This is a genomic window from Micromonospora sp. NBS 11-29, from assembly GCF_002140155.1.
Taxonomy (GTDB): domain Bacteria; phylum Actinomycetota; class Actinomycetes; order Mycobacteriales; family Micromonosporaceae; genus Micromonospora.
Window position 1 is genome coordinate 97,365 of record NZ_NAPR01000032.1, and the last position, 19,639, is coordinate 117,003.

The window sequence follows — 19,639 nt, forward strand, 5'->3', positions numbered from 1 at the left end:
AGCCGGGCAGCCGGTCGGCGGCCCGCGCCGGGTCACCGAACTGGGTGGCGTACCGGCCGAGGGTGTCCGCGCGCCCGTCCACGGTGGACATCTGCCGCCACCACGAGGTGCTCAGCAGCGCCTTAGCCCGGTCGAGTTCGGCGGCGGTCACCGGCACCGTGGCCAACTCGTCGACCACCTCGGCCAGCCCGTCGCGCAGCCGGTCGGCGGTCACGCCGGGGCGGGCGGTGGCGGTGGCGATCAGCGGGGCGGGCGCGTGCGCCAGGTCCACTCCGTACGCCCCGACCAGGTCCGGCTGGGCGATCCGTTCGCCGTCGGCGAGCCGCTGGTAGAGCCGGCTGCCCCGGCCGCCGCCCAGCACCGTGGCGAGCACGGTGGTCACGTCGTACCCGGGGGTGCCGAACGGGTGGGTGCGGTGCGCGACGTAGACGCGGGGGGCGGGCACGTCGGAGGTGACCGTCTCGACCGCGGGCCGGCCGGTGGCCGGCACCGTGCGCCCGTCCGGGGCGGCCGGGATGTCGGCGCGCGCCTCGACGCCGCCGAAGTACTTGTCGGCCAGCGCGAACACCTCCGCCGCCGTGGTGTCGCCGACCACCGTGAGCACCGCGTTGTTCGGCGCGTAGTAGGTGGTGTGGAAGGCCTGGAAGGTGGCCAGGTCGGCGGCGTTCAGGTCGGCCATCGACCCGATCGTGGCGTGGTGGTAGGGGTGGCCGGGCGGATAGAGCAACGGCAGCAGCCGCAGCCAGGCGTCGCCGTACGGCACGTTCTCGTAGCGCTGCCGCCGCTCGTTCTTCACCACGTCGCGCTGGTTGTCCAGCGTCTCCTGGGTGAGTGCCGGCACCAGGCCGCCCATCCGGTCGGCCTCCAGCCAGAGCGCCAACTCCAGGTGCTCGGCCGGGACGGTCTCGAAGTAGTTGGTCCGGTCCGGGTTGGTGGTCGCGTTGAGCGAGCCGCCCGCGCCCTGGACGAGCTTCATGTGCTCGGTCTTCGCCACGTTCACCGAACCCTCGAACATCAGGTGCTCGAAGAGGTGGGCGAAACCGGTCTGGCCCGCCGGTTCGTGGCGGGACCCCACGTCGTACCAGAGGTTGACCGCCACGGCCGGCGCGGTGCGGTCCTCGCTCACCACCACACGCAGGCCGTTGTCCAGTCGGGTCGTCTCGATCGGCCAGGGGAAACCGCTGTCGGGCATGGCACGACGCTATCCGATCCCGGGGGCGGAAAGGGGACGCGCCGGAGCGTCGTCGTCGCGCGCCGGGGTATCCAGCCCACATGTCCGCCCCCATCTCCGCCGCCGTCGAGCGCGCCGCCGCCGCGCTGGCCCGGCTCCGGCACGCGCGGCTGCTGCACCCCGCCGGCCGCACCTTCGCCGGCGACGCACTGATCTGGGGTACGCCGGGACCGCCGACCGGGGTGCCGTTGCTGTGCCTGCCCGGCCGGTTTCCGGCGACGGTCCGCCTGTCGAAGGGGGTGCCCACGCCGGCCGGCTGGCCGGACGTGCTGGGCGTGGGCATCCGGCTGCACCGGGAGCCGGAGCCACCGGTGGACCTGCTGGTGAGTTCCAGCGGAGCCGCTCCGGTGCTGCGCAACCTGCCGCTGCCCCGGCGGCGCTTCACCGGGACGTACACCTCGATCATGTCGTTCCGGGCCGGGGCCCGGCGGCTGTTCCTGGCGGTGCTGGCCGACCCGGACTCGCCCGACCTGGGCCGCAGCCTGGCCGAGGCGGGCGCGGTGGTGGCCGCGGACGCGCCCCGGCTGGTGCTCGCGGTCGCCTCGGCGGTCGGGCCGTGGCGGCCGTTCGGCGAGGTACGCCTGGACGGCGAGCGCGACGCCCGGGAGGACGCCGCGCTCGCCTTCGATCCGGTCGGCAACGTCCCGCCGGGGCTGCGTCTGGCCGGCCCGCTGGCCCGGTTGCGGGACGACAGTTACCGGGGGTCCCGCCGGGGCCGGGGCACGGCGGTCAGTCGGGCGGCTCGACGGGGGTGACGGTCTCCTCGGAGGTGCGGTGCTCCAGCACCGTGTCCGGGGCGGCGTTGCGGTCCTCCTCCCGCAGGTCCGACTCGGCGAGGATGGCGTCCGCCTGGGCCCGGGGGTCGTCGCTGCCCACCGCCGCCTCCTCGGGCAGCAGGTGCGCCCGGGACTCGATCCGGTCCTGGTCACTCTGATGTTCGCTCATGGCTGTTTCCATACCCCGTGTTCCGCTCTGCGGAACGGCGCGGAACTTTCCGGTCACGTCGGGTAGGCTTGCCGACGTGACGTGGTCGTATCGATGGTTTACGCAGCCGGCTGGAGGAGCCGGTGACTCGACCGTGAACTGACGTCACCTCCTCTTCGAGCCGGCCGGGCAGGGATGGTTCCCTGCCCTTTCGCATGCGAGCAGCCGGCTCGACCTCGGGCGCCGGCCCCGGGGCACGGTCGGCGGAAGGACCCCCACCGTGACCACCTCTCCGGACGCCCATCGGGTCATCGACCAGCGGATCGACCGCGTCGTGCCGTTGACCACCCCCGCCCTGCTGCACCATCATCTGCCGCTCGACGCGCCGCTCGCCGAGACCGTCGTGGCCGGTCGACGCGCGGTCGGCCGGGTGCTGGACCGCGCCGACGACCGACTGCTGGTGGTGGTCGGCCCGTGCTCGGTGCACGACCCGGCCGCCGCCCTGGAGTACGCGGCACTGCTGCGCTCCGCCGCCGACCGGGTCGCCGACGACCTGCTGGTGGTGATGCGGGTCTACTTCGAGAAACCGCGTTCCACGGTGGGCTGGAAGGGCCTGATCAACGACCCGGCGCTGGACGGCTCCGGCGACGTGAACACCGGTCTGCGGACGGCGCGGACGCTCCTGCTCGACGTGCTGCGGTTGGGCCTGCCGGTGGGCTGCGAGTTCCTCGACCCGATCACCCCGCAGTACATCGCCGACACCGTCGGCTGGGGCGCGATCGGCGCCCGGACGGTGGAGAGCCAGGTCCACCGGCAGCTCGCCTCCGGCCTGTCCATGCCGATCGGCATGAAGAACCGGCCCGACGGCAGCATCGCCACCGCCGTGGACGCGATCCGGGCCGCCGGCGTGCCGCACGTCTTTCCCGGCATCGACGTCTCCGGCACCCCGGCGATCATGCACACCCGGGGCAACGCCGACGGCCATCTGGTGCTGCGCGGCGGGGGCGGCCGGCCCAACTACGACGCGGCGTCGGTGGCCGGCGCGCTGGACCTGCTGCGCGCCGCCGGCCTGCCCGAGCGGGTGGTGATCGACGCCAGCCACGCCAACAGCGGCAAGGATCACCGCAACCAGCCGCTGGTCGCGGCGGACGTGGCCGCGCAGCTCGCGGCCGGCCAGCGCGGCATCGTCGGCATCATGCTGGAGAGCTTCCTGCGCCCCGGCCGACAGGACCTGGACCCGACCCGGGAGCTGGAGTACGGCCGGTCGATCACCGACGCCTGCATCGGCTGGGACGACACCGCCGAGGTGCTCGACCACCTCGCCCAGGCCGTCCGCGCCCGCCGCGCCACGCTACCCACCCCGGCCTGAGCGGATTTGGAGGGCGTTTGACCGGTTCGGGGCCGGGTAGGTGGTCGGCGTGACCGATGACGCGCCCGTGACCGAGCAGCCGGACACCAGGCCGCTCGACGACCTGCTCGACGACGTCTACCACGGCCAGGAGCGGATCAGCCAGGCGGACATCTACCGCCGGGCGGTGGCCGCGGAACTCCCCGCCGAGCTGCTCACCCGCATCGCCGCGCTCCCGCAGGGCGAGTACGCGGTGGACGAGGTGGCCGACCTGCTGGGCGGCACGGTCGCCTGAGCGCCCCGCCGACCGAGAGGACCGACATGACCGACCGCGAGCCCGAGCCCGAGCACCTGGCGGCACTCGGCCAGCCCCCGGAGGGCGTCGACACGCTGCCGGAGCCGGACTTCGCCAACGAGCACGACCGCACCGCGGTGGACCGGGACATCATCACCGGCGAGGACGAGGACGAGCGCGAGCCGGAGACGTCGCGCGGCTGGGCCGGCGAGGACGGCGGCACCACCCCCACCTGATCCGCGGCGCGTTCGAGGGGGCCGGCGTTCGCGCCGGCCCCCTCGAACGTCCGCTCACTCGTCGTGGTGGTCGCCCTCGGCCGCCCGCTGGGCCACCGCGTAGCCCATCTGGAGGAAGTCGGAGGCGGCCACGGCGGTCAGCGCGGTGGCCACCAGCCGGGTGAGCCGGGGTGCCAGCACCAGGCCGCCGGTGAGCCCGGTGGCCACCCAGACCGCCAGGCAGAACGGGCAGCTGACCAGCTCGCCGAGCGCGTGCCGGGTGGGGCTGCCCTGGTCCCGGACCTGCTCCATCACCTCGCCGCTGCCGATCGGGTGGTCGTAGCGGGTGAACGGCGCCCGCAGCGGGCTGGTGATCGCGTCCTTGGCCATCAGCCGGCTCAGCTTGTGGGTGGCGATCGAGAGCAGCACCACGTCGCCGGGGGTGGGCCGCTCGGGAACCGGGCGGCCGGTCGCCCGGACCAGCCCGACCAGCGCCGTGGTCACTCCGGCGTAGGTGCCCATCGCCTTCAGGTAGCCCTCCAGCGGACGGTGCTCGTGCGGCGCGTACGCCTGGCGCAGCCGCGCCACCTTCTGCTTCAGGCCACTCCCGGTCAACCCGGCCTCCCTCGTGTCGTCGTGCGGCCGGGTCAACCGGCGGTCAGGTTGTCGGCCACCTCGCGGTCGAGGTTGGCCAGGATCTCGTCGGCCAGGCCGTGGTCCGGGCCGGCCAGGTCCAGCCGGACCCGGGCGCCGCCGGCGTCGGCCGGCTCCACGTCGAGCTCCGCGGACCAGTCGGTGGTGCTCCACCGGGCGCGCATGTCCCCGGCGTCGAGCACCTCCACCCGGCACTCGCCGGAGCGGCGCAGCGCCTCGGGCAGCCAGGCGGCGGAGCGGTCCGGGTCGGTGGCGGTGTTGAACACCACCTCGGGCGGCGCGGACATGCCGCGCTCGGCGTGGCTCGCCATCAGGCGTCCCGCAGCCGGTGCGGGTCGACCTCCCGGCCCGGGTGCCGGGCCAGGTACTCGGTCTCCAACTCGGCGGTGCGGCGCAGGTGGTTCGCGAGCGCCGAGTCGGTGGCGTGCCGCAGTGTGTCCAGCCGCGTCCGGTGCAGGCTCTGCACCTCCCGGATCAGGTCCTCGTCGCCCAGCTCGGCGGGGTCCACGCCGAGCAGCTCGCCGTCGGCGTCCGCGGTGCGGGCGTGGTCGCCGTCCCACTCGGTGACCCGCTGTTCCGGGCTGGCGTCCCGGCGTGCCGATTCGGTCATCGTCGCCCCCTCGTCTCGTTCGGGCTGGCGACTAGACGGATGCCCAGCCGGGGTGGCACCAAACCACGCCGGCTACGACGTCACGTCGGAGACGCCCGACGGCCCCGGTACGCTCGATGGCATGCAACGGCTCCGGACACCGGCGTGGATCGCCCGCCATGTGGCCATGGTCGTGCTGGTGGTGGGGTTCCTCGGGCTGGGCTGGTGGCAGGTGACCCGGGCCGCCGGGGGCAACGCGTTGAGCTTCGGCTACGCGATCGAGTGGCCGGTCTTCGCCGGCTTCGTGGTCTTCGTCTGGTGGCGCGAGGTGCGGCAGGCGCTGCGCGCCGGATCCGAACGCCCGGCCGTCCCGGCGCCGCCGGTCGCCGCCGACGCCGAGCCGGTCGCCGCCACCCCGGCGGTACGCCGGCCGGTGCGCGCGGCCCGGGTGCCGGCGGCCCCGGCCGACGGGGCGGACGACGGCGACCTGGCCGCGTACAACCGCTACCTCTCCTGGTTGAACGCCAACCCGGGCGCACGGCCCGGCGACTATCCCGGCTGAGGCCGGTGCGGAAGGACGGACGACGGTGGGCGGAGCCCTTACCCGGTACCGCGTGATCGCCTGGATCGTGGGCGTGGCGCTGGTGGTGCTGGTCCTGATCGGCATGCCGTTGAAGTACGGCTTCGACGACCCGAGCGTAGTGGCCGTGGTGGGTGTCGCGCACGGCTGGCTCTACATGCTCTATCTGGCGCTCACCTTCGACCTGTCCCGCCGGGCCGGGTGGCCGCTGAAGCGGATGCTGCTGGTGATGCTGGCCGGCACCGTGCCGTTCGTCTCGTTCTACGCCGAGCGGCGGGTGAGCCACTGGGTGGCCGCCGAGCAGCGGCTTCGCACCCCGGAGCCGGTCGCCGGCTGATCGTCGCTTTCCGACACTTCGCCAACTTTCGCCCCGCCGTGAACTCCCGGTAACTCCGGTCACGGGTTAGGTTGTGCAGGTCGGTCCGGTCGACCGCCATCCGCCCGGATGGCCCCGGGCCGGTGTCGACGGGTCGCGGACGCGTCCCGCCGACCGCCGGAGAGGAGCTTTCCGCTCTTGTCGTCCTTACGGATGCTGCTTCGTTCACTGGCGGTGGCCGGCCTCTCGGCCGCGCTGCTCGCCCCGGCGTCGGTGGCTCGGGCCGAGCCCACCCCCGCCGAACTGACGAAGCAGATCGAGAAGTCCTCGACTGAGCTGGAGCGAATCGTCGAGGCCTACAACAAGCTCAACGGGGAGATCAAGGCCAACAAGGCCACGGCGACCTCGTTGGCGGCCCGGATCGGGCCGTTGCAGGAGCAGGCCGAGCGGAGCCGCGCCGACGTCGGCGTGCTCGCCGCCACGGCGTACAAGACCGGCGGCATGCGCACCGCGGCGGCCCTGCTGGAGCCGGGTGGCACGGCCGCGTTGCCGGAGCGGCTGGGCACGCTGGACCAGCTCACCCGCCAGCGGCAGCGGACCATCGCCGGGTTCACCTCCGACCAGCGCCGGCTGATCGACCAGAAGACCCGGCTCGACGTCACCCTGGCCCGGGAGGCGGCGCAGGCCAAGCAGCTCACCGCCGCGAAGAAGCGGATCGAGGCGGACCTGTCCGGCCTCTACGAGATGCGCCGCAAGGCGTACGGACGGGCCACCGAGGCGCCGGCCAAGGCCAGCTCGGCGGGGAAGCCGCCGGCCGTCTCCGGCGATGCCGGCACGGCCGTGCGGTACGCCTACGGCGCGGTCGGCAAGCCGTACGGCTACGGCAACGACGGCCCCGGCAGCTACGACTGCTCGGGGCTGACGCTGGCCGCCTGGCGGGCCGCCGGGAAGTCACTGCCGCACAGCGCGGCGCAGCAGTGGAATGTCGTGACACGGATCAGCCNATCTACGTCGGCGGCGGCCAGATCATCGACGCGCCCAGCGCGGGTCGTAACGTCAGCAAGCGTGGCATGAACATCATGAGCATCGCCGGCTACGGCCGGGTCTGACCCGGCACGACGAACGGCCGGCGTCCCGAAGGGGGCCGCCGGCCGTTCGTCTGTCGCTCGTCGATCAGGTCAGGCCGCTTGCAGCCCTTCGGCGCGGGCCAGCTCGCGGAGCCGGCCGAGGGCCTGGATCTCCAGTTGGCGGATCCGCTCCCGGGAGAGCGAGAACCGGGAGGCGACCTCGGTCAGCGAGTGCTCGCGCCCGTCCTCCAGGCCGTAGCGGGCCCGCATGATGCCGGCCGACCGGTCGTCGAGGTGGTTGAGCAGGCCCTCGATCCGCTGCCGCTCCAGCCCGGTCAGCACGATCTCCTCCGGCGACGGCGCGTCGCTGTCGGCGACCAGGTCACCGAGGTTGGTGTCGCCGTCGTCGCCCACCGGGGTGTCCAGCGAGACGGTGTCCTGCGACCAGCGGCGCAGCTCGTTGACCCGCTCGACGGTGACGCCGAGCGCGGCCGCGATCTGCTCCGGCTCCGGGTCGCTGCCGAGCTCGCGGGTGAGCTGCCGGGCCACGTTGCGCATCCGGTTGACGTCCTCGACCAGGTGCACGGGCAGCCGCACGGTCCGCTCCTGCTGGGCGATCGCCCGGCTGATGGCCTGTCGGATCCACCAGGTCGCGTAGGTGGAGAACTTGAAGCCGCGCTCGTAGTCGAACTTCTCCACCGCCCGGACCAGGCCGGTGTTGCCCTCCTGGATCAGGTCCAGCATGGGCATGCCGGAGCGCACGTAACGCCGGGCGATCGAGACGACCAGCCGCAGGTTCGCGCGGATGAACAGGTCCTTCGCGCGCTCGCCCTCGGCGACCACGCGCTCCAGCTCCTCCCGGGTGGCCCCGTCGGGGACCCGATCGGTGTCGAGCAGGTGCTCGGCGTAGAGGCCCGCCTCGATCGCCTTGGAGAGGTCGACCTCCCGGGCGGCGTCCAGCAGCGGCGTCCGGGAGATCTCGTGCAGGTAGACGCCGACCAGGTCCCGCTCCTCGGCGACCTCGTCGGTACGCATGCCGATGTTCTTGTCCACGATTGCCACGGTCCCCTCGCTCGCGCCGGTTGCCCGGTTCCTTGCCATCCCCACGTTCATCAGCCCTCCCCGTAACCTCCGCTGTGCCCGTAGGTGCTGACACCTACACAACAGATGTGACGCGTCGGGGATTCCATGTCGTGAGTCGAAACTGTCACGAATGCCTGAGTAGTAGCTGAGAGCCCGGTCCATGTTTCCTGTCAGGACCCCTGCCCGGGCGGCCCGCGGACGACCCGGTGAACGGCGCCCGGAGCAGCGGAATCGCCTACCGCCCATGGAATGGCACCATTGCCTGTTCCATGACCACAGCGAGCCGCGTCACCGAGTCCTTGCGATCCTGGTCACTGCGGAATACGCGCCCGCGCGCCGGTCGGTTCAGCCACGGTGATGGATTACCCTCCGCCTCGTTGAACAATCCGCGTGGGGCGGGCCGTCCCCGCCCACCACGTGATACGCGTCGCACCCGCCCGGCGGATGCGGCGCGGACGGCGGGCGGGTGCGGCGGTCAGGAGGCGAGCAGGGCCAGGGCGCCGCGGACCTGGTCGGCGGCGCGGGCCAGCGCGGCCCGGGCGGCGGGCACCTCGGCACCGGAGACCAGCGCGACGAGGGCGGTCTTGAGGTCGCCGTCGGCCTCCCGCAGCGCGATCCGGCAGACCTCCTCGGCGCAGCCGGTGGCCTCCATCAGGATCGAGATCATCCGGCCGCGCAGCTTGGCGTTGGTGGCCATCATGTCGATCATCAGGTTCGAGTAGACCCGACCGAGTCGCACCATCACAGCCGTGGAGAACGTGTTGAGCACCAGTTTCTGCGCGGTGCCCGCCTTCATCCGGGTCGAACCGGTGACCACCTCGGGTCCGGTGTCCACCCCGATGAAGACGTCCACCGACGCGGCGGCGTCGGCCTCCGGATTGGCGCAGAGCAGCACCGTCCCGGCCCCCCGGGCCCGGGACGCGGCGAGCGCCCCGAGGACGTACGGGGTGCGTCCGCTGGCCGCCAGGCCGACCACCAGGTCGCCGGGGCGTACGCACTCGCCGGCCTCGGCGGCCCCGCCCCGCTCGTCGTCCTCGGCGTCCTCCACGGCCCGCCACATGGCTTCCGGACCGCCCGCCAGGTGGGCGCAGAACCAGTGGCGCGGCGAGTTGAACGTGGGCGCCAGCTCGGCCGCGTCCAGCACGCCCAGGCGCCCGGAGGTGCCGGCCCCGAAGTAGTGCACCCGACGCCCGGCCCGCAGCGCGGCCACGGCCAGGTCGACGGTCTCGGCGATCTCGTCGAGCACGGCGGCCACCGCGCCCGGCACCCGCCGGTCGGCCTCGTTGATGACGGTGAGCACGTCCCGGGTCGACATCAGGTCGAGGTCGAGGCTGTGCGGGTTGCGCCGCTCGGTCGGCGCGCCGACGCGCACCACCGGCCGCACTGCGGCCACCTCGTCGCGTCCGACCCGACCCGCCGTCATGCCCGCCTCCGCCCGGGACCCACCCGGTGTGCCCGTACCGCCTCGGCGGTGGCTTCGAGGGCCTTCTTCGTCCGGGCCCGGCTGCGGGCGGCGACCCCGACGAAGAGGCAGTCGACCACGGTGAGCTGGGCCAGCCGGCTGGCTGTCGCGCCGGACCGGTAGGTCGTCTCCCGGGCGGCGGTGGTGAGCACGTGGTCCGCGACCTCGGTGATCGGCGAGCGGGGGAAGTTGGTCAGCGCCACCGTTGTCGCCCCGCGCGCCCGGGCCTGCTCCAGGACCTCGATCACGTCGGAGGTGGTGCCGGTGTGTGAGATGCCGATCGCGATGTCGCCCCGGCCCAGCAGAGCGGCCGAGGTGAGCGCCGTGTGCACGTCGGGGAAGTAGAAGGCGGTGCGGCCGATGCGGTGCAGTTTCTGCTGGAAGTCGGAGGCGACGAAGCCGCTGGCGCCCGCGCCGTAGACGTCGATCCGGCCGGCTGCGCCGATCGCCTCGACGACCTGTTCGCAGACCGCCGGGTCGAGTTGTTCGGCGGTCTCCTCGACGGCCCGCGCGTCGTTGAACGCGATGGTGGCGATGATCTGCGCCAGGTCGGCCCCCGGCGGGATGTCGCCGCCGACCACCCGGGCGTCCGGCGGCTCGATCCGGCGTGCGGCCTCGGCGGCGAGCCGGATCCGTAACTGGGGGTAGCCGTCCATGCCGACGGACCGGCAGAACCGGATCACGGTCGCCTCGGATGTCTCGGCGGCGGTGGCGAGGTCGGTGATGGTGCGCCGGGCCGCGTCGGCCGGATCGGCGACGACCAGTCGGGCCACCCGCTGCTCGGCCGGGGACAGCGAGGGAAGGAGACCACTGATGTGGACGATCAGCCCACCGGACCCGTGACTCGCAGAAATCTTCGGACTCTTCGCCACGGATGAAACTTACTTTCAGTAGGCGTGAGCGTCAACCATGACACCGCGTATCGGGAAATTTACTGCCCATGTCGCACGATCTCGTCCATGGTCCCATTACCGCAGCCCGGCCACCTCCTCGGTCCGGCCGGGCGACGCCGCCGGATGGTGCGGCCGGCGGGTGTCCAGCCGACCCGGCGACCGAACCCCGGCTCTAGGGGTGGGCCTGAGCCGGCACCGGGGTGCCCCGACCCGCGCCGCCGGCGGGACGCGGGACGTCGTCCGGCGCCGGGCCGGGCACCGAAGGCGGGTCGTCCGGCAGCCACTCGCTCAGGTGCGCCCGGATCCGGCGGGACACCTCCTCCGGCGTGCCGTTGCCGTCCACCACCACGAAGCCGGCGTACTCCGGCAACGACCGGTACGCGGTGTCCGCGGCGACCAGCCACCGCATGCTCTCGTGGTCGGTGCCACGACGCTCGATCCGCTGGTACGCCTCGGCCGGGTCGACCGTCAGCAGGAACGTGACCCGGGGCGTCGGGAAGATGCGGTAACCGGCCCGCGCCAGCCGCTCCCCGCGCTGCCCACCGTGCGCGCGGATGCTGGCGTACTGGCAGGCGGACCAGCGGTCCATCACCGCCGTGCGGCCGGTCACCAGGCAACTGAGCAGGGCGAGCGCGATGGCCAGCCAGCGCAGCACGGACTCGACCGCGAGCAGGCCGCCGCGCCCGACGAGGCGCTGCGCGTCCGGCCGGCCGAACCGCTGGGCGAGCCGGCCGAGCCAGCGGCGGCCCCCGGCGTTGCGGTGGTAGGTGGCGGGGTGTCCGGCCGCACTGAGCGCCTCGGCGAGCCGGTGGGCCTGGGTGGTCTTGCCCGAACCGTCGATGCCGATCAGGGCGACGGCGCGCAGTCGGGCCCCGCCGCGCCGCTTCCGCCGTGAGCTGGCCACCTCCCCGAGGTTATCCGATCCATGCTCGCGGCCGCCGTTTCGTCGCATTCCTCCGATGGACGAGACAGGTGTGACGGGAGCGCCCACCGGGTACGCAACGTCATCTCACCGCCCACGACGACGACGGGAGACGTAGATGGCCGAGCGCGGGGACGAGACCCTGGTACACACGCTGAAAAAGGTCGCCGCCGTGCTCAAGCAGGCCGAGATTCCGTTCGCGCTGGGCGGCAGCTTCGCCGTGTACGCGCACGGCGGCCACTCCAGCGACCACGACGTCGACTTCCTGCTCCGCGGGTCCGACGTCGACCGGGCGCTGGAGGCGCTGGTCGAGGCCGGCTTCACCGCCGAGCGCCCGCCCGAGGACTGGCTGGTCAAGGTCTATGACGAGGGGCGGATGGTGGACCTCATCCACCGCCCGATCGAGACCCCGGTGACCGAGGAGACGTTCGCCGACACCATCGTGCGGCCGGTCGACGCGATCCACATGCCGGTGCTCTCGGCCAGCCAGCTCATGGTGCACAAGCTGCTCAGCTTCTCCCAGCACTACTGCGACTTCGCCCGCGCCCTGCCGCTGGCCCGCTCGCTGCGGGAACAGATCGACTGGGAGCGGGTACGGAAGGAGACGCAGCACTCGCCGTACGCCGAGGCGTTCCTCGTGCTGCTCGACCGGCTGGACGTGCTGCCCGGCGGCGCGCCCGGCGGAAGGGAGAACCCGTGACCGGACAGCCGGGCGACGTGCCCCCCGACGAGTACGTCGAGGCGGAGATCCAGAGCATGCTGGCCGAGGACCCGTCCGTGGCCGAACAGGGCATCACCGTGGTGCGCCGCGAGCGCGGCCTGGTGCTCTACGGCGAGGTGGAGAGCCAGCACCGGCGGGAGGAGATCCTGCGCCGGGTGACCGAGCGTTTTCCGCACACGCCGGTGACCAGCGACATCGGTGTCATCCGTACGCAGGCGCCCACCCAGGTAGAGGAGCTGCCGTGAGGGAGGTTCGATGGTGATCCGGATCGCCGCCGTCGGCGACGTGCACCTGGACGAGGACGTGGTGGGCCGGTTCCGCCCGGCGCTGGAGGAGCTGCCGGACTGCGCCGACGTGCTGCTGCTCGCCGGTGACCTGACCCGGCACGGCACCGAGGCGGAGGCGCGCTGCGTGGCGCGGGAGTTCGGCGACCTGGGCGTACCGGTGATCACCGTGCTCGGCAACCACGACCACCAGTGCGACCAGGTTCCGCAGGTGGTCAAGGTGCTCCAGGACGCCGGGATCACCGTGCTGGAGGGCACCGGCACCGTGGTGGAGTGCGCCGGCGGACGGCTCGGCGTGGCCGGTGTGAAGGGGTTCGGCGGCGGGTTCGCCGGGCGCTGCGCCAGCGACTTCGGCGAGCCGGAGATGAAGGCGTTCGTGCGGACCACCCGGGAGAGCGCGGACGCGCTGGCCGCCGCGCTGCTGTCGCTGGAGTGCGACGCGCTGGTCGCGCTCACCCACTACGCTCCCGTGCCGGACACGCTCGCCGGTGAGCCGCCGGAGATCTACCCGTTCCTCGGCTGCTATCAGCTCGGGCAGGCGATCGACTCGGCGCCCACCGCGTTGGCGCTGCACGGGCACGCCCACCACGGCACCGAGCGCGGCACCACCCCGGGCGGGGTGCGGGTCCGCAACGTCGCGCACCCGGTGATCAAGCAGGCGTACAGCATCTTCCACCTGGGGGATCAGGTCGACTGAGCGAGGTTTCCAGGATCGGACGGCCGGGTATCCAGCCAACATGGAGCTGATTCTCTGGATTCTCGCAGTCGTACTGGTGGTCGCCGGAATTCTCGCCCTGTTCCGCCGGCAGATCCTCTGGGGCATCGTCTTGATCGTCGTCGGCCTGCTGGTCGGACCGGGCGGCGTCAGCATCTTCAATTAGCGCAGTTATCCGCCGTCCCTGACCCGCCGGGGTCGTCGGGGCCGGCGCTCCGTCCTCCGGGACCCGAGCGCCTGACCCGACGGCCCCGGCGCTCGCGTGTCCGGCCGGGTTTGTTCTCCGGTCCAGCGGAAACATCTGCATCATGGACAAGCCACGGGGCCGGACCTGGTGGGCGCTACTCGGCTTCGGCGCCGCCACGTTCGCCGCCGCGGCGATCGGCGGGCTCGGCGTACGGGGCACCTCAGCGGAATACCGGAGCCTGGAGCAGCCCGCCTGGGCGCCGCCGTCGTGGCTGTTCGGCCCGGTCTGGACGCTGCTCTACGCGCTGATCGCGGTCGCCGGGTGGCTGGTCTGGCGGCGGGTCGGGTTCGGCCCCGCGATCTGGGCCTGGGTCGCGCAGCTCGTGCTGAACGCGGCCTGGACCCCGCTGTTCTTCGGCGCCGGCCGCTACGGTCTGGCGTTCGCCGAGATCGTGGTGCTGTGGCTGGCGATCGGGGTCACCGTGGCCCTGTTCCGGCGGGTCTCCCGGCCGGCGACGCTGCTGATGCTCCCCTACTGGGCGTGGGTCACGTTCGCCGCCGCGTTGAACTTCGCCATCTGGCGGATGAACTCGTGACCGGCACGGGGNCCCGGGATGTAGCCGTCGTACCCGGTGTAGACGTAGGCGTCGGAGATGAACCGCCCGGAGCCGATCCGGTCCCAGATCGAGCTGGTGCCGTACGTGCCGGTGACCGTGGTGCCGCTGGTCTGGCAGTGGATCGTCACGTTCGCGCCGTCGGCCACCGTGCCGACCGAGCTGTAGCCGGTGCCGGGGCCGGAGCGCACCGTCAGCGGCGAGCCCGCGGTGTTCACGGTGCCCGCGCCGGTGTCCGTCCCGGCGCACCCGTTGTCGCTGCTGTAGGACTTCGTGCCCCAGTAGAGCGCCTGCGCGCCGTTGAACTTGATCTTCACGGAGCTGCCGTTGAGGCGCTGCTCGTAGTGCAGGTGGGGGCCGGTGGACCCGCCGGTGGTGCCGACGTAGCCGATCACCCGCCCGTATCCGACGGTCTGCCCGACGGAGACGTTGAAGGCGTTCAGGTGCGCGTAGTAGGTGGTGTGGCCGCCGCCGTGGTTGATCCGGACGTACTTGCCGTAGCTGGTGTCGCCGAGGTTGGTCACCACGTCGACCGTGCCGGGCGCGCTGGCCACCACCGGGTCGCCGAGGTCGTCGGTGCGGTTGAAGTCGATCGCGTTCGCCGGACTGTGGTTGCTCCGGGTCTGCCCGGACCAGGTCTGGTTGCACGGGAACGGGACCTTGAACGTGGGCGCCGCCATCGCCGGCGCCGCCGGAACCAGGGTCGCCGCCAGGACCGTCACGCCCGTCGCCAGGCCGAACCACCGCTTCCCCATCCACTTCCTCCTATGTCGAAAGTCTTCAATCGGATACGGACAGCGTGGCAGAAACCTGCGTTCGACGGAAGATCTGTGGGAGCGCACCCATGGCCGGTGGCGGGATTTCCGGATTGTTACCGGGCCGTGTCCGGGTGGGGGTGGACCGGGCGGGATGCAAGCGCTTACATGTGTGGACGACCATCGGACCGGCGCGACTTCGACTTCCCCCCACGCGCCGGCAAGGAAGGAGATCGGCATGGCGTTTGCCAGATCACGCCAGGCTCTCGCGGTCACCGGCGTGCTGGGGCTGGCGCTCGGCGTCGCCGCCTGTGGCACCGGCAACGACAAGAAGAGCGACAACGCGGGCTCGGCGGAGTGCGCGGCATACGAGAAGTACCAGGGTCACGACGGCAAGAAGGTCACGATCTACTCCTCGATCCGTGACATCGAGGACGAGCGCCTCCAGCAGTCCTGGAAGCAGTTCGAGGACTGCACCGGCATCGAGATCGACCACGAGGGCTCCGGCGAGTTCGAGGCCCAGCTCCCCGTCCGGGTGGACGGCGGCAACGCTCCCGACATCGCCTTCATCCCCCAGCCGGGCCTGCTGAAGCGATTCGTCGACTCGGGCAAGCTCAAGCCGGCCAGCGCCGACACCAAGGCCATGGCGGAGCAGAACTACTCCCCCGACTGGCTGAAGTACAGCACCGTCAACGGTCAGTTCTACGGCGCGCCGCTGGGCTCCAACGTGAAGTCCTTCGTGTGGTACTCGCCGAAGACCTTCAAGGAGAAGGGCTGGACGGTCCCGACCACCTGGCAGGAGCTGATCGCCCTCAGCGACAAGATCGCGGCGAGCGGCACCAAGCCGTGGTGCGCCGGCATCGAGTCCGGTGACGCCACCGGCTGGCCGGCCACCGACTGGATCGAGGACGTCCTGCTCCGCACCGCGGGCCCCGAGGTCTACGACAAGTGGACCACGCACGGCATCCCGTTCAACGATCCGCAGGTCGCCACCGCCCTCAACCAGGCCGGCACGATCCTGAAGAACGAGAAGTACGTCAACGGCGGCTTCGGCGGCGTGAAGAGCATCGCCACCACCTCCTTCCAGGAGGCCGGCACGCCGGTCACCACCGGCAAGTGCGCCCTGCACCGTCAGGCGTCCTTCTACGCCAACCAGTGGCCCAAGGGCACCAAGGTGGCCGAGGACGGCGACGTCTTCGCGTTCTACTTCCCGGCCATCGACCCGGCCAAGGGCAAGCCGGTGCTGGGCGGCGGCGAGTTCGTCGCGGCCTTCGCCGACCGTCCCGAGATCCAGGCGGTGCAGACCTACCTGGCCTCCGGTGAGTACGCCAACAGCCGCGCCAAGATCGGTGACTGGGTGTCCGCGAACAAGAAGCTGGACCTGAACAACGTCCCGAACCCGGTGGACAAGCTCTCCGTGGGCATCCTCCAGGACGAGAAGACGGTGTTCCGCTTCGACGGCTCGGACCTGATGCCGGCCGCGGTCGGCGCGGGCACGTTCTGGAAGGGCATGGTGGCCTGGGTCAACGGCAAGGACACCACCTCCGTCCTGAACGACATCGAGGGCAGCTGGAAGTGATCCGCGAGGGTGGCCCGGTCCGTGACCCGGGCCGGGCCACCCTCGGCGCATCCGAACCCTTGAAGGAGGGTTGATGGAGTTCGACTTCGCGGCGGAGCAGCCGAAGTTCCTCATGCTGATGTACGGGCTGATCGCCTTCGTCGCGGTGGTGGGCGGCCTGCTCCTGCTCCTCGACGTGGTGCCGACCTGGTTCGCCCGACGCCGGGAGGCACAACTGGTCGCGGCCGTGGCGGCCGGCGGCCCGATACCCCGGCGGCGCAAGCCCCGGGAGGGCGCGTTCGCCTTCTTCTTCCTGCTGCCCACGCTGCTGTTCCTGACCATCGGGCTGGTGGTGCCGGCCATCCGCACCACGCTGCTCTCCTTCATGGACTCGGGCAGCACCGAGTGGGTGGGGCTGGACAACTACGCCTGGATGTTCGACGAGGACTCGATCGTCCGGGTCCTGATCAACACCCTGATCTGGGTGCTCCTGGTGCCGCTGGCGGCCAGCGCGTTCGGCCTGATCTACGCCGTTCTCGTGGACAAGGCCCGGTTCGAGTCGGCGGCCAAGTCACTGGTCTTCCTGCCGATGGCGATCTCGTTCGTCGGCGCCGCCATCATCTGGAAGTTCATCTACGCCTACCGGGGTGACGAGCAGGAGCAGATCGGCCTGCTCAACCAGATCGTGGTCAGTCTGGGCGGGGAGCCGAAGCAGTGGCTGCTGGAGTCGCCGCTGAACACGTTCCTGCTCATCGTGATCATGGTCTGGATCCAGGCCGGCTTCGCCATGGTGGTGCTCTCCGCGGCGATCAAGGCGATTCCGGCGGACATCATCGAGGCGGCCCGACTCGACGGCACCACCGCGTGGCAGATGTTCTGGCAGATCACCATGCCGAGCATCCGGCCGGCGCTGATCGTGGTGGTGGTGACGATCTCCATCGCCACGCTGAAGGTCTTCGACATCGTCCGGACCGCCACCAACGGCAACTACGACACCAACGTGATCGCGACCGAGATGTACAACCAGGCGTTCCGGTACGGCGAGAACGGCCAGGGCTCGGCGCTCGCGGTCTTCCTCTTCGTGCTGGTCCTGCCGCTCGTGATCTACCAGATCCGCAACCTGCGCAAGCAGCGGGAGGGCTGACATGACCACCGCCACGCCCACCGTCGGAGCCGGCGTCCAGGCCACCGGGCCGACCACCCGGGCCGCCCGGGTCCGCAAGCGGCTGAACAGCCGCACCGCCACGCTGGTGTCGATCGTGCTCGCGCTGCTCTGGACGATCCCGACCTTCGGCCTGTTCGTCTCCTCGTTCCGACCCGAGGACCAGATCAAGACGACCGGCTGGTGGACGTTCTTCCGCGACCCGCAGTTCACCCTGCAGAACTACCAGGACGTGCTGTTCAGCAGCGGCTCGTCGGGGCAGCTCGCCAGCTACTTCATCAACTCGCTGGCGATCACCATCCCCTCGGTGCTGTTCCCCATCGCGTTCGCCTCGCTGGCCGCGTACGCGCTGGCCTGGATCAACTTCAAGGGGCGCGACTGGCTCTACATCGGGATCTTCGCGTTGCAGATCGTGCCGCTTCAGATGGCCCTGGTGCCGCTGCTGCGGTTCTTCTCCACCGGCGTCACCCTCGGCGGCGTCCAAATCCTCCCCGCGTGGGACCTGGTCGACGAGCAGAAGTTCGCCCAGGTGTGGTTCGCGCACACCTGCTTCGCGCTCCCGTTCGCGGTCTACCTGCTGCACAACTTCATCTCGCAGCTCCCGGGCGACCTGATGGAGGCGGCCCGGGTGGACGGGGCCACCCACCCGAAGATCTTCCGCACCATCGTGTTGCCGCTCATCACGCCCGCCCTGGCGGCGATCGGCATCTTCCAGTTCCTCTGGGTCTGGAACGACCTGCTGGTCGCACTGATCTTCGCCGGTGGCGGGGACGAGACCGCCCCGCTGACCGTCCGGCTCGCCGAGCTGGCCGGCACCCGGGGCAACGAGTGGCAACGACTGACGGCCGGCGCGTTCGTGTCGATCGTCGTACCGCTGATCGTGTTCCTGTCCCTCCAGCGCTACTTCGTGCGGGGCCTGCTCGCCGGCAGCGTCAAGGGCTGACCCGCCGCCCCGCCGCCGCCGGCACCCGGCGGNGACCAAGATTGACGACGTCGCCCGCCTGGCCGGGGTCTCCACGGCCACCGTCTCCCGCGCGCTGCGCGGCCTGCCCACGGTCTCCGCCGCCACCCGCCGGCGGGTGCTCGCCGCCGCCGAGCAGCTCCAGTACGCGGTCTCGCCCAGCGCCTCCCGTCTGGCCGGCGGGAAGACCGGCACGGTCGCGGTGGTGGTCCCCCGGATCACCCGGTGGTTCTTCGGCACCGTGGTCGAGGCGGTCGAGGACTCCCTCCAACGCAACGGCTACGACCTGCTGCTGCACAACCTCGGCGGCCGGGAGCAGACCCGGCAGCGGGTGCTGCGCACCGCCGCCCTGCACAAGCGGGTGGACGCGGTGATCCTGGTCGCCACCCCGCTGCGCCCGGCCGACGTGCACGCGCTGACCAAGCTCGACCTGCCCGGCGTGACGATCAGCTCCGGCAGCGGCGTACCCGGCTGGCCCTGCGTCCGGATCGACGACGTGGCCGCCGCCCGGACCGCCACCCGCCACCTGCTCGACCTCGGCCACACCCGGATCGCGCACATCTCCGGCGACCCGGACGACGAGCTGGCCTTCACCACCCACCTGGACCGGCGGCGCGGCTACCAGGAGGCGCTGCGCGCCGCCGGCCTCCGCCCCGACCCGAGCCTCGACGTGGAGTCCCGGTTCACCATCGACGGCGGCACCCACGCGACCGCCGAGCTGCTCGCCCGCGGCGAACCGCCGACCGCCATCTTCGCCGCCTGCGACGAGATGGCGATGGGCGCGATCACCGCGCTGCGCGACGCCGGGCTGCGGGTGCCGCAGGACGTCAGCGTGATCGGCATCGACGACCACGACCTGGCCGGCGTGCTCGGGCTGAGCACCATCGCCCAGCCCGCCGCCGATCAGGGCCTGCTCGCCGTCCGGATGCTGCTCGACCCGCTCGGGGCGGGCGTCGTCGAGCCGTACCCCGGTGTGGTGCCGGTGCCGCGCGGCGCCGACGGGGACGGACGGACGCCGACCTCGGTGATCCTCCCCACTCGCCTGGTGGTGCGGGACTCGACCGCGCCGCCCCGGGCAAACTGAACGGACTCGTTCCCCCCCCC

Annotated in this window: 24 protein-coding genes and 2 pseudogenes; 16 read left to right on the plus strand and 10 right to left on the minus strand. The window is 72.0% G+C overall.

Going from position 1 to position 19,639, the window contains the following annotated elements:
• Nucleotides 1-1,192: M16 family metallopeptidase (locus B1205_RS28035; RefSeq protein WP_254910268.1), on the minus strand; the 1,192-nt coding region annotated here is incomplete at its 3' end.
• A gap of 80 nt (nt 1,193-1,272) precedes the next feature.
• On the opposite strand from B1205_RS28035, the gene B1205_RS28040 reads away from it, so the two are divergent.
• Complete coding sequence (locus B1205_RS28040; protein WP_089158329.1) at nt 1,273-1,986, plus strand: phosphodiesterase; 714 nt, start codon at nt 1,273-1,275, stop codon at nt 1,984-1,986.
• On the opposite strand, the gene B1205_RS28045 is transcribed toward B1205_RS28040, so the two are convergent.
• A complete protein-coding gene (locus tag B1205_RS28045; RefSeq protein ID WP_089158330.1) occupies nt 1,961-2,176 on the minus strand; it encodes a hypothetical protein in 216 nt (71 codons plus the stop codon). The genes B1205_RS28040 and B1205_RS28045 overlap by 26 nt on opposite strands.
• 259 nt (nt 2,177-2,435) lie before the next feature.
• On the opposite strand from B1205_RS28045, the gene B1205_RS28050 reads away from it, so the two are divergent.
• From B1205_RS28050 to B1205_RS28060, 3 genes are read left to right on the plus strand one after another with little or no spacing between them, the layout of a single operon-like run.
• Nucleotides 2,436-3,524 carry a 3-deoxy-7-phosphoheptulonate synthase gene (locus B1205_RS28050; RefSeq protein ID WP_089158331.1) on the plus strand — a complete coding sequence of 363 codons (1,089 nt, stop codon included), beginning with the start codon at nt 2,436-2,438 and terminating at the stop codon, nt 3,522-3,524.
• A 40-nt stretch (nt 3,525-3,564) separates the two neighbouring features.
• Nucleotides 3,565-3,798: a hypothetical protein gene (locus tag B1205_RS28055; protein ID WP_441338586.1), complete on the plus strand. Its 234-nt coding sequence runs from the start codon at nt 3,565-3,567 to the stop codon at nt 3,796-3,798.
• Nucleotides 3,799-3,824: 26 nt separating this feature from the next.
• Nucleotides 3,825-4,034, plus strand: a complete 210-nt coding sequence (locus B1205_RS28060) for a hypothetical protein (RefSeq protein WP_089158332.1) — start codon at nt 3,825-3,827, stop codon at nt 4,032-4,034.
• A gap of 54 nt (nt 4,035-4,088) precedes the next feature.
• On the opposite strand, the gene B1205_RS28065 is transcribed toward B1205_RS28060, so the two are convergent.
• Genes B1205_RS28065 through B1205_RS28075 form a run of 3 tightly spaced genes read right to left on the minus strand, consistent with a single transcriptional unit; the run spans nt 4,089 to nt 5,277 of the window.
• The gene (locus tag B1205_RS28065; protein WP_089158359.1) at nt 4,089-4,628 is read right to left on the minus strand and encodes a DUF1360 domain-containing protein; all 540 of its coding nucleotides are present in this window, start codon (nt 4,626-4,628) and stop codon (nt 4,089-4,091) included.
• Between the two features lie 32 nt (nt 4,629-4,660).
• A complete protein-coding gene (locus B1205_RS28070) occupies nt 4,661-4,978 on the minus strand; it encodes a hypothetical protein (protein ID WP_089158333.1) in 318 nt (105 codons plus the stop codon).
• On the minus strand, nt 4,978-5,277 hold the full coding sequence (locus B1205_RS28075; RefSeq protein ID WP_089158334.1) for a DUF6158 family protein: 300 nt from the start codon (nt 5,275-5,277) through the stop codon (nt 4,978-4,980). The genes B1205_RS28070 and B1205_RS28075 overlap by 1 nt, the downstream gene beginning before the upstream one ends.
• A gap of 121 nt (nt 5,278-5,398) precedes the next feature.
• On the opposite strand from B1205_RS28075, the gene B1205_RS28080 reads away from it, so the two are divergent.
• From B1205_RS28080 to B1205_RS28090, 3 genes and pseudogenes are all read left to right on the plus strand, one after another.
• Nucleotides 5,399-5,818 (plus strand): hypothetical protein, encoded by a 420-nt coding sequence (locus B1205_RS28080; protein WP_089158360.1) that lies wholly within the window; start codon nt 5,399-5,401, stop codon nt 5,816-5,818.
• A 25-nt stretch (nt 5,819-5,843) separates the two neighbouring features.
• Nucleotides 5,844-6,173 (plus strand): DUF3817 domain-containing protein, encoded by a 330-nt coding sequence (locus B1205_RS28085; RefSeq protein ID WP_089158335.1) that lies wholly within the window; start codon nt 5,844-5,846, stop codon nt 6,171-6,173.
• A gap of 177 nt (nt 6,174-6,350) precedes the next feature.
• A pseudogene (locus B1205_RS28090) lies at nt 6,351-7,261 on the plus strand (NlpC/P60 family protein).
• Between the two features lie 69 nt (nt 7,262-7,330).
• On the opposite strand, the gene B1205_RS28095 reads toward B1205_RS28090, so the two are convergent.
• The 4 genes from B1205_RS28095 to B1205_RS28110 form a co-directional block, all read right to left on the minus strand.
• A complete protein-coding gene (locus tag B1205_RS28095; protein WP_176308841.1) occupies nt 7,331-8,320 on the minus strand; it encodes a sigma-70 family RNA polymerase sigma factor in 990 nt (329 codons plus the stop codon).
• 457 nt (nt 8,321-8,777) lie between these two features.
• Nucleotides 8,778-9,725, minus strand: a complete 948-nt coding sequence (locus B1205_RS28100; protein WP_089158337.1) for an N-acetylmuramic acid 6-phosphate etherase — start codon at nt 9,723-9,725, stop codon at nt 8,778-8,780.
• Entirely contained in the window at nt 9,722-10,636 is a 915-nt protein-coding gene (locus tag B1205_RS28105; RefSeq protein ID WP_089158338.1) for a MurR/RpiR family transcriptional regulator, read from the minus strand. The genes B1205_RS28100 and B1205_RS28105 overlap by 4 nt, the downstream gene beginning before the upstream one ends.
• A 193-nt stretch (nt 10,637-10,829) precedes the next feature.
• Entirely contained in the window at nt 10,830-11,561 is a 732-nt protein-coding gene (locus B1205_RS28110) for a dTMP kinase (RefSeq protein WP_089158339.1), read from the minus strand.
• A gap of 136 nt (nt 11,562-11,697) precedes the next feature.
• Here B1205_RS28110 and B1205_RS28115 point away from each other — a divergent pair, with 136 nt between their 5' ends.
• From B1205_RS28115 to B1205_RS28130, 5 genes and pseudogenes are all read left to right on the plus strand, one after another.
• Nucleotides 11,698-12,279 (plus strand): nucleotidyltransferase family protein, encoded by a 582-nt coding sequence (locus tag B1205_RS28115; RefSeq protein WP_089158340.1) that lies wholly within the window; start codon nt 11,698-11,700, stop codon nt 12,277-12,279.
• 56 nt (nt 12,280-12,335) lie between these two features.
• Entirely contained in the window at nt 12,336-12,545 is a 210-nt protein-coding gene (locus B1205_RS28120; protein ID WP_254910271.1) for a hypothetical protein, read from the plus strand.
• Nucleotides 12,546-12,555: 10 nt separating this feature from the next.
• Nucleotides 12,556-13,331, plus strand: a pseudogene (locus B1205_RS28125) (metallophosphoesterase family protein).
• Nucleotides 13,322-13,465, plus strand: a complete 144-nt coding sequence (locus tag B1205_RS30160; protein ID WP_007464364.1) for a GPGG-motif small membrane protein — start codon at nt 13,322-13,324, stop codon at nt 13,463-13,465. Before B1205_RS28125 ends, B1205_RS30160 begins: the two are co-directional and overlap by 10 nt.
• Nucleotides 13,466-13,607: 142 nt before the next feature.
• Nucleotides 13,608-14,081 (plus strand): TspO/MBR family protein, encoded by a 474-nt coding sequence (locus B1205_RS28130; RefSeq protein WP_089158343.1) that lies wholly within the window; start codon nt 13,608-13,610, stop codon nt 14,079-14,081.
• Here B1205_RS28130 and B1205_RS28135 read toward each other — a convergent pair.
• Nucleotides 14,018-15,094: a peptidoglycan DD-metalloendopeptidase family protein gene (locus tag B1205_RS28135; RefSeq protein ID WP_441338587.1), complete on the minus strand. Its 1,077-nt coding sequence runs from the start codon at nt 15,092-15,094 to the stop codon at nt 14,018-14,020. The two genes, B1205_RS28130 and B1205_RS28135, sit on opposite strands and share 64 nt — an antisense overlap.
• Between B1205_RS28135 and B1205_RS28140 the strand changes: the two genes are divergently transcribed.
• The 4 genes from B1205_RS28140 to B1205_RS28155 all read left to right on the plus strand — a co-directional run bounded on the left by B1205_RS28140 (nt 15,093) and on the right by B1205_RS28155 (nt 19,619).
• Nucleotides 15,093-16,433 (plus strand): ABC transporter substrate-binding protein, encoded by a 1,341-nt coding sequence (locus B1205_RS28140; protein ID WP_089158344.1) that lies wholly within the window; start codon nt 15,093-15,095, stop codon nt 16,431-16,433. The two genes, B1205_RS28135 and B1205_RS28140, sit on opposite strands and share 2 nt — an antisense overlap.
• A gap of 73 nt (nt 16,434-16,506) precedes the next feature.
• Nucleotides 16,507-17,556 (plus strand): carbohydrate ABC transporter permease, encoded by a 1,050-nt coding sequence (locus B1205_RS28145; protein WP_089158345.1) that lies wholly within the window; start codon nt 16,507-16,509, stop codon nt 17,554-17,556.
• A gap of 1 nt (nt 17,557) precedes the next feature.
• Entirely contained in the window at nt 17,558-18,517 is a 960-nt protein-coding gene (locus B1205_RS28150) for a carbohydrate ABC transporter permease (RefSeq protein ID WP_089158346.1), read from the plus strand.
• A 40-nt stretch (nt 18,518-18,557) separates the two neighbouring features.
• On the plus strand, nt 18,558-19,619 hold the full coding sequence (locus tag B1205_RS28155; protein ID WP_089158347.1) for a LacI family DNA-binding transcriptional regulator: 1,062 nt from the start codon (nt 18,558-18,560) through the stop codon (nt 19,617-19,619).
• Nucleotides 19,620-19,639: the final 20 nt, after the last annotated feature.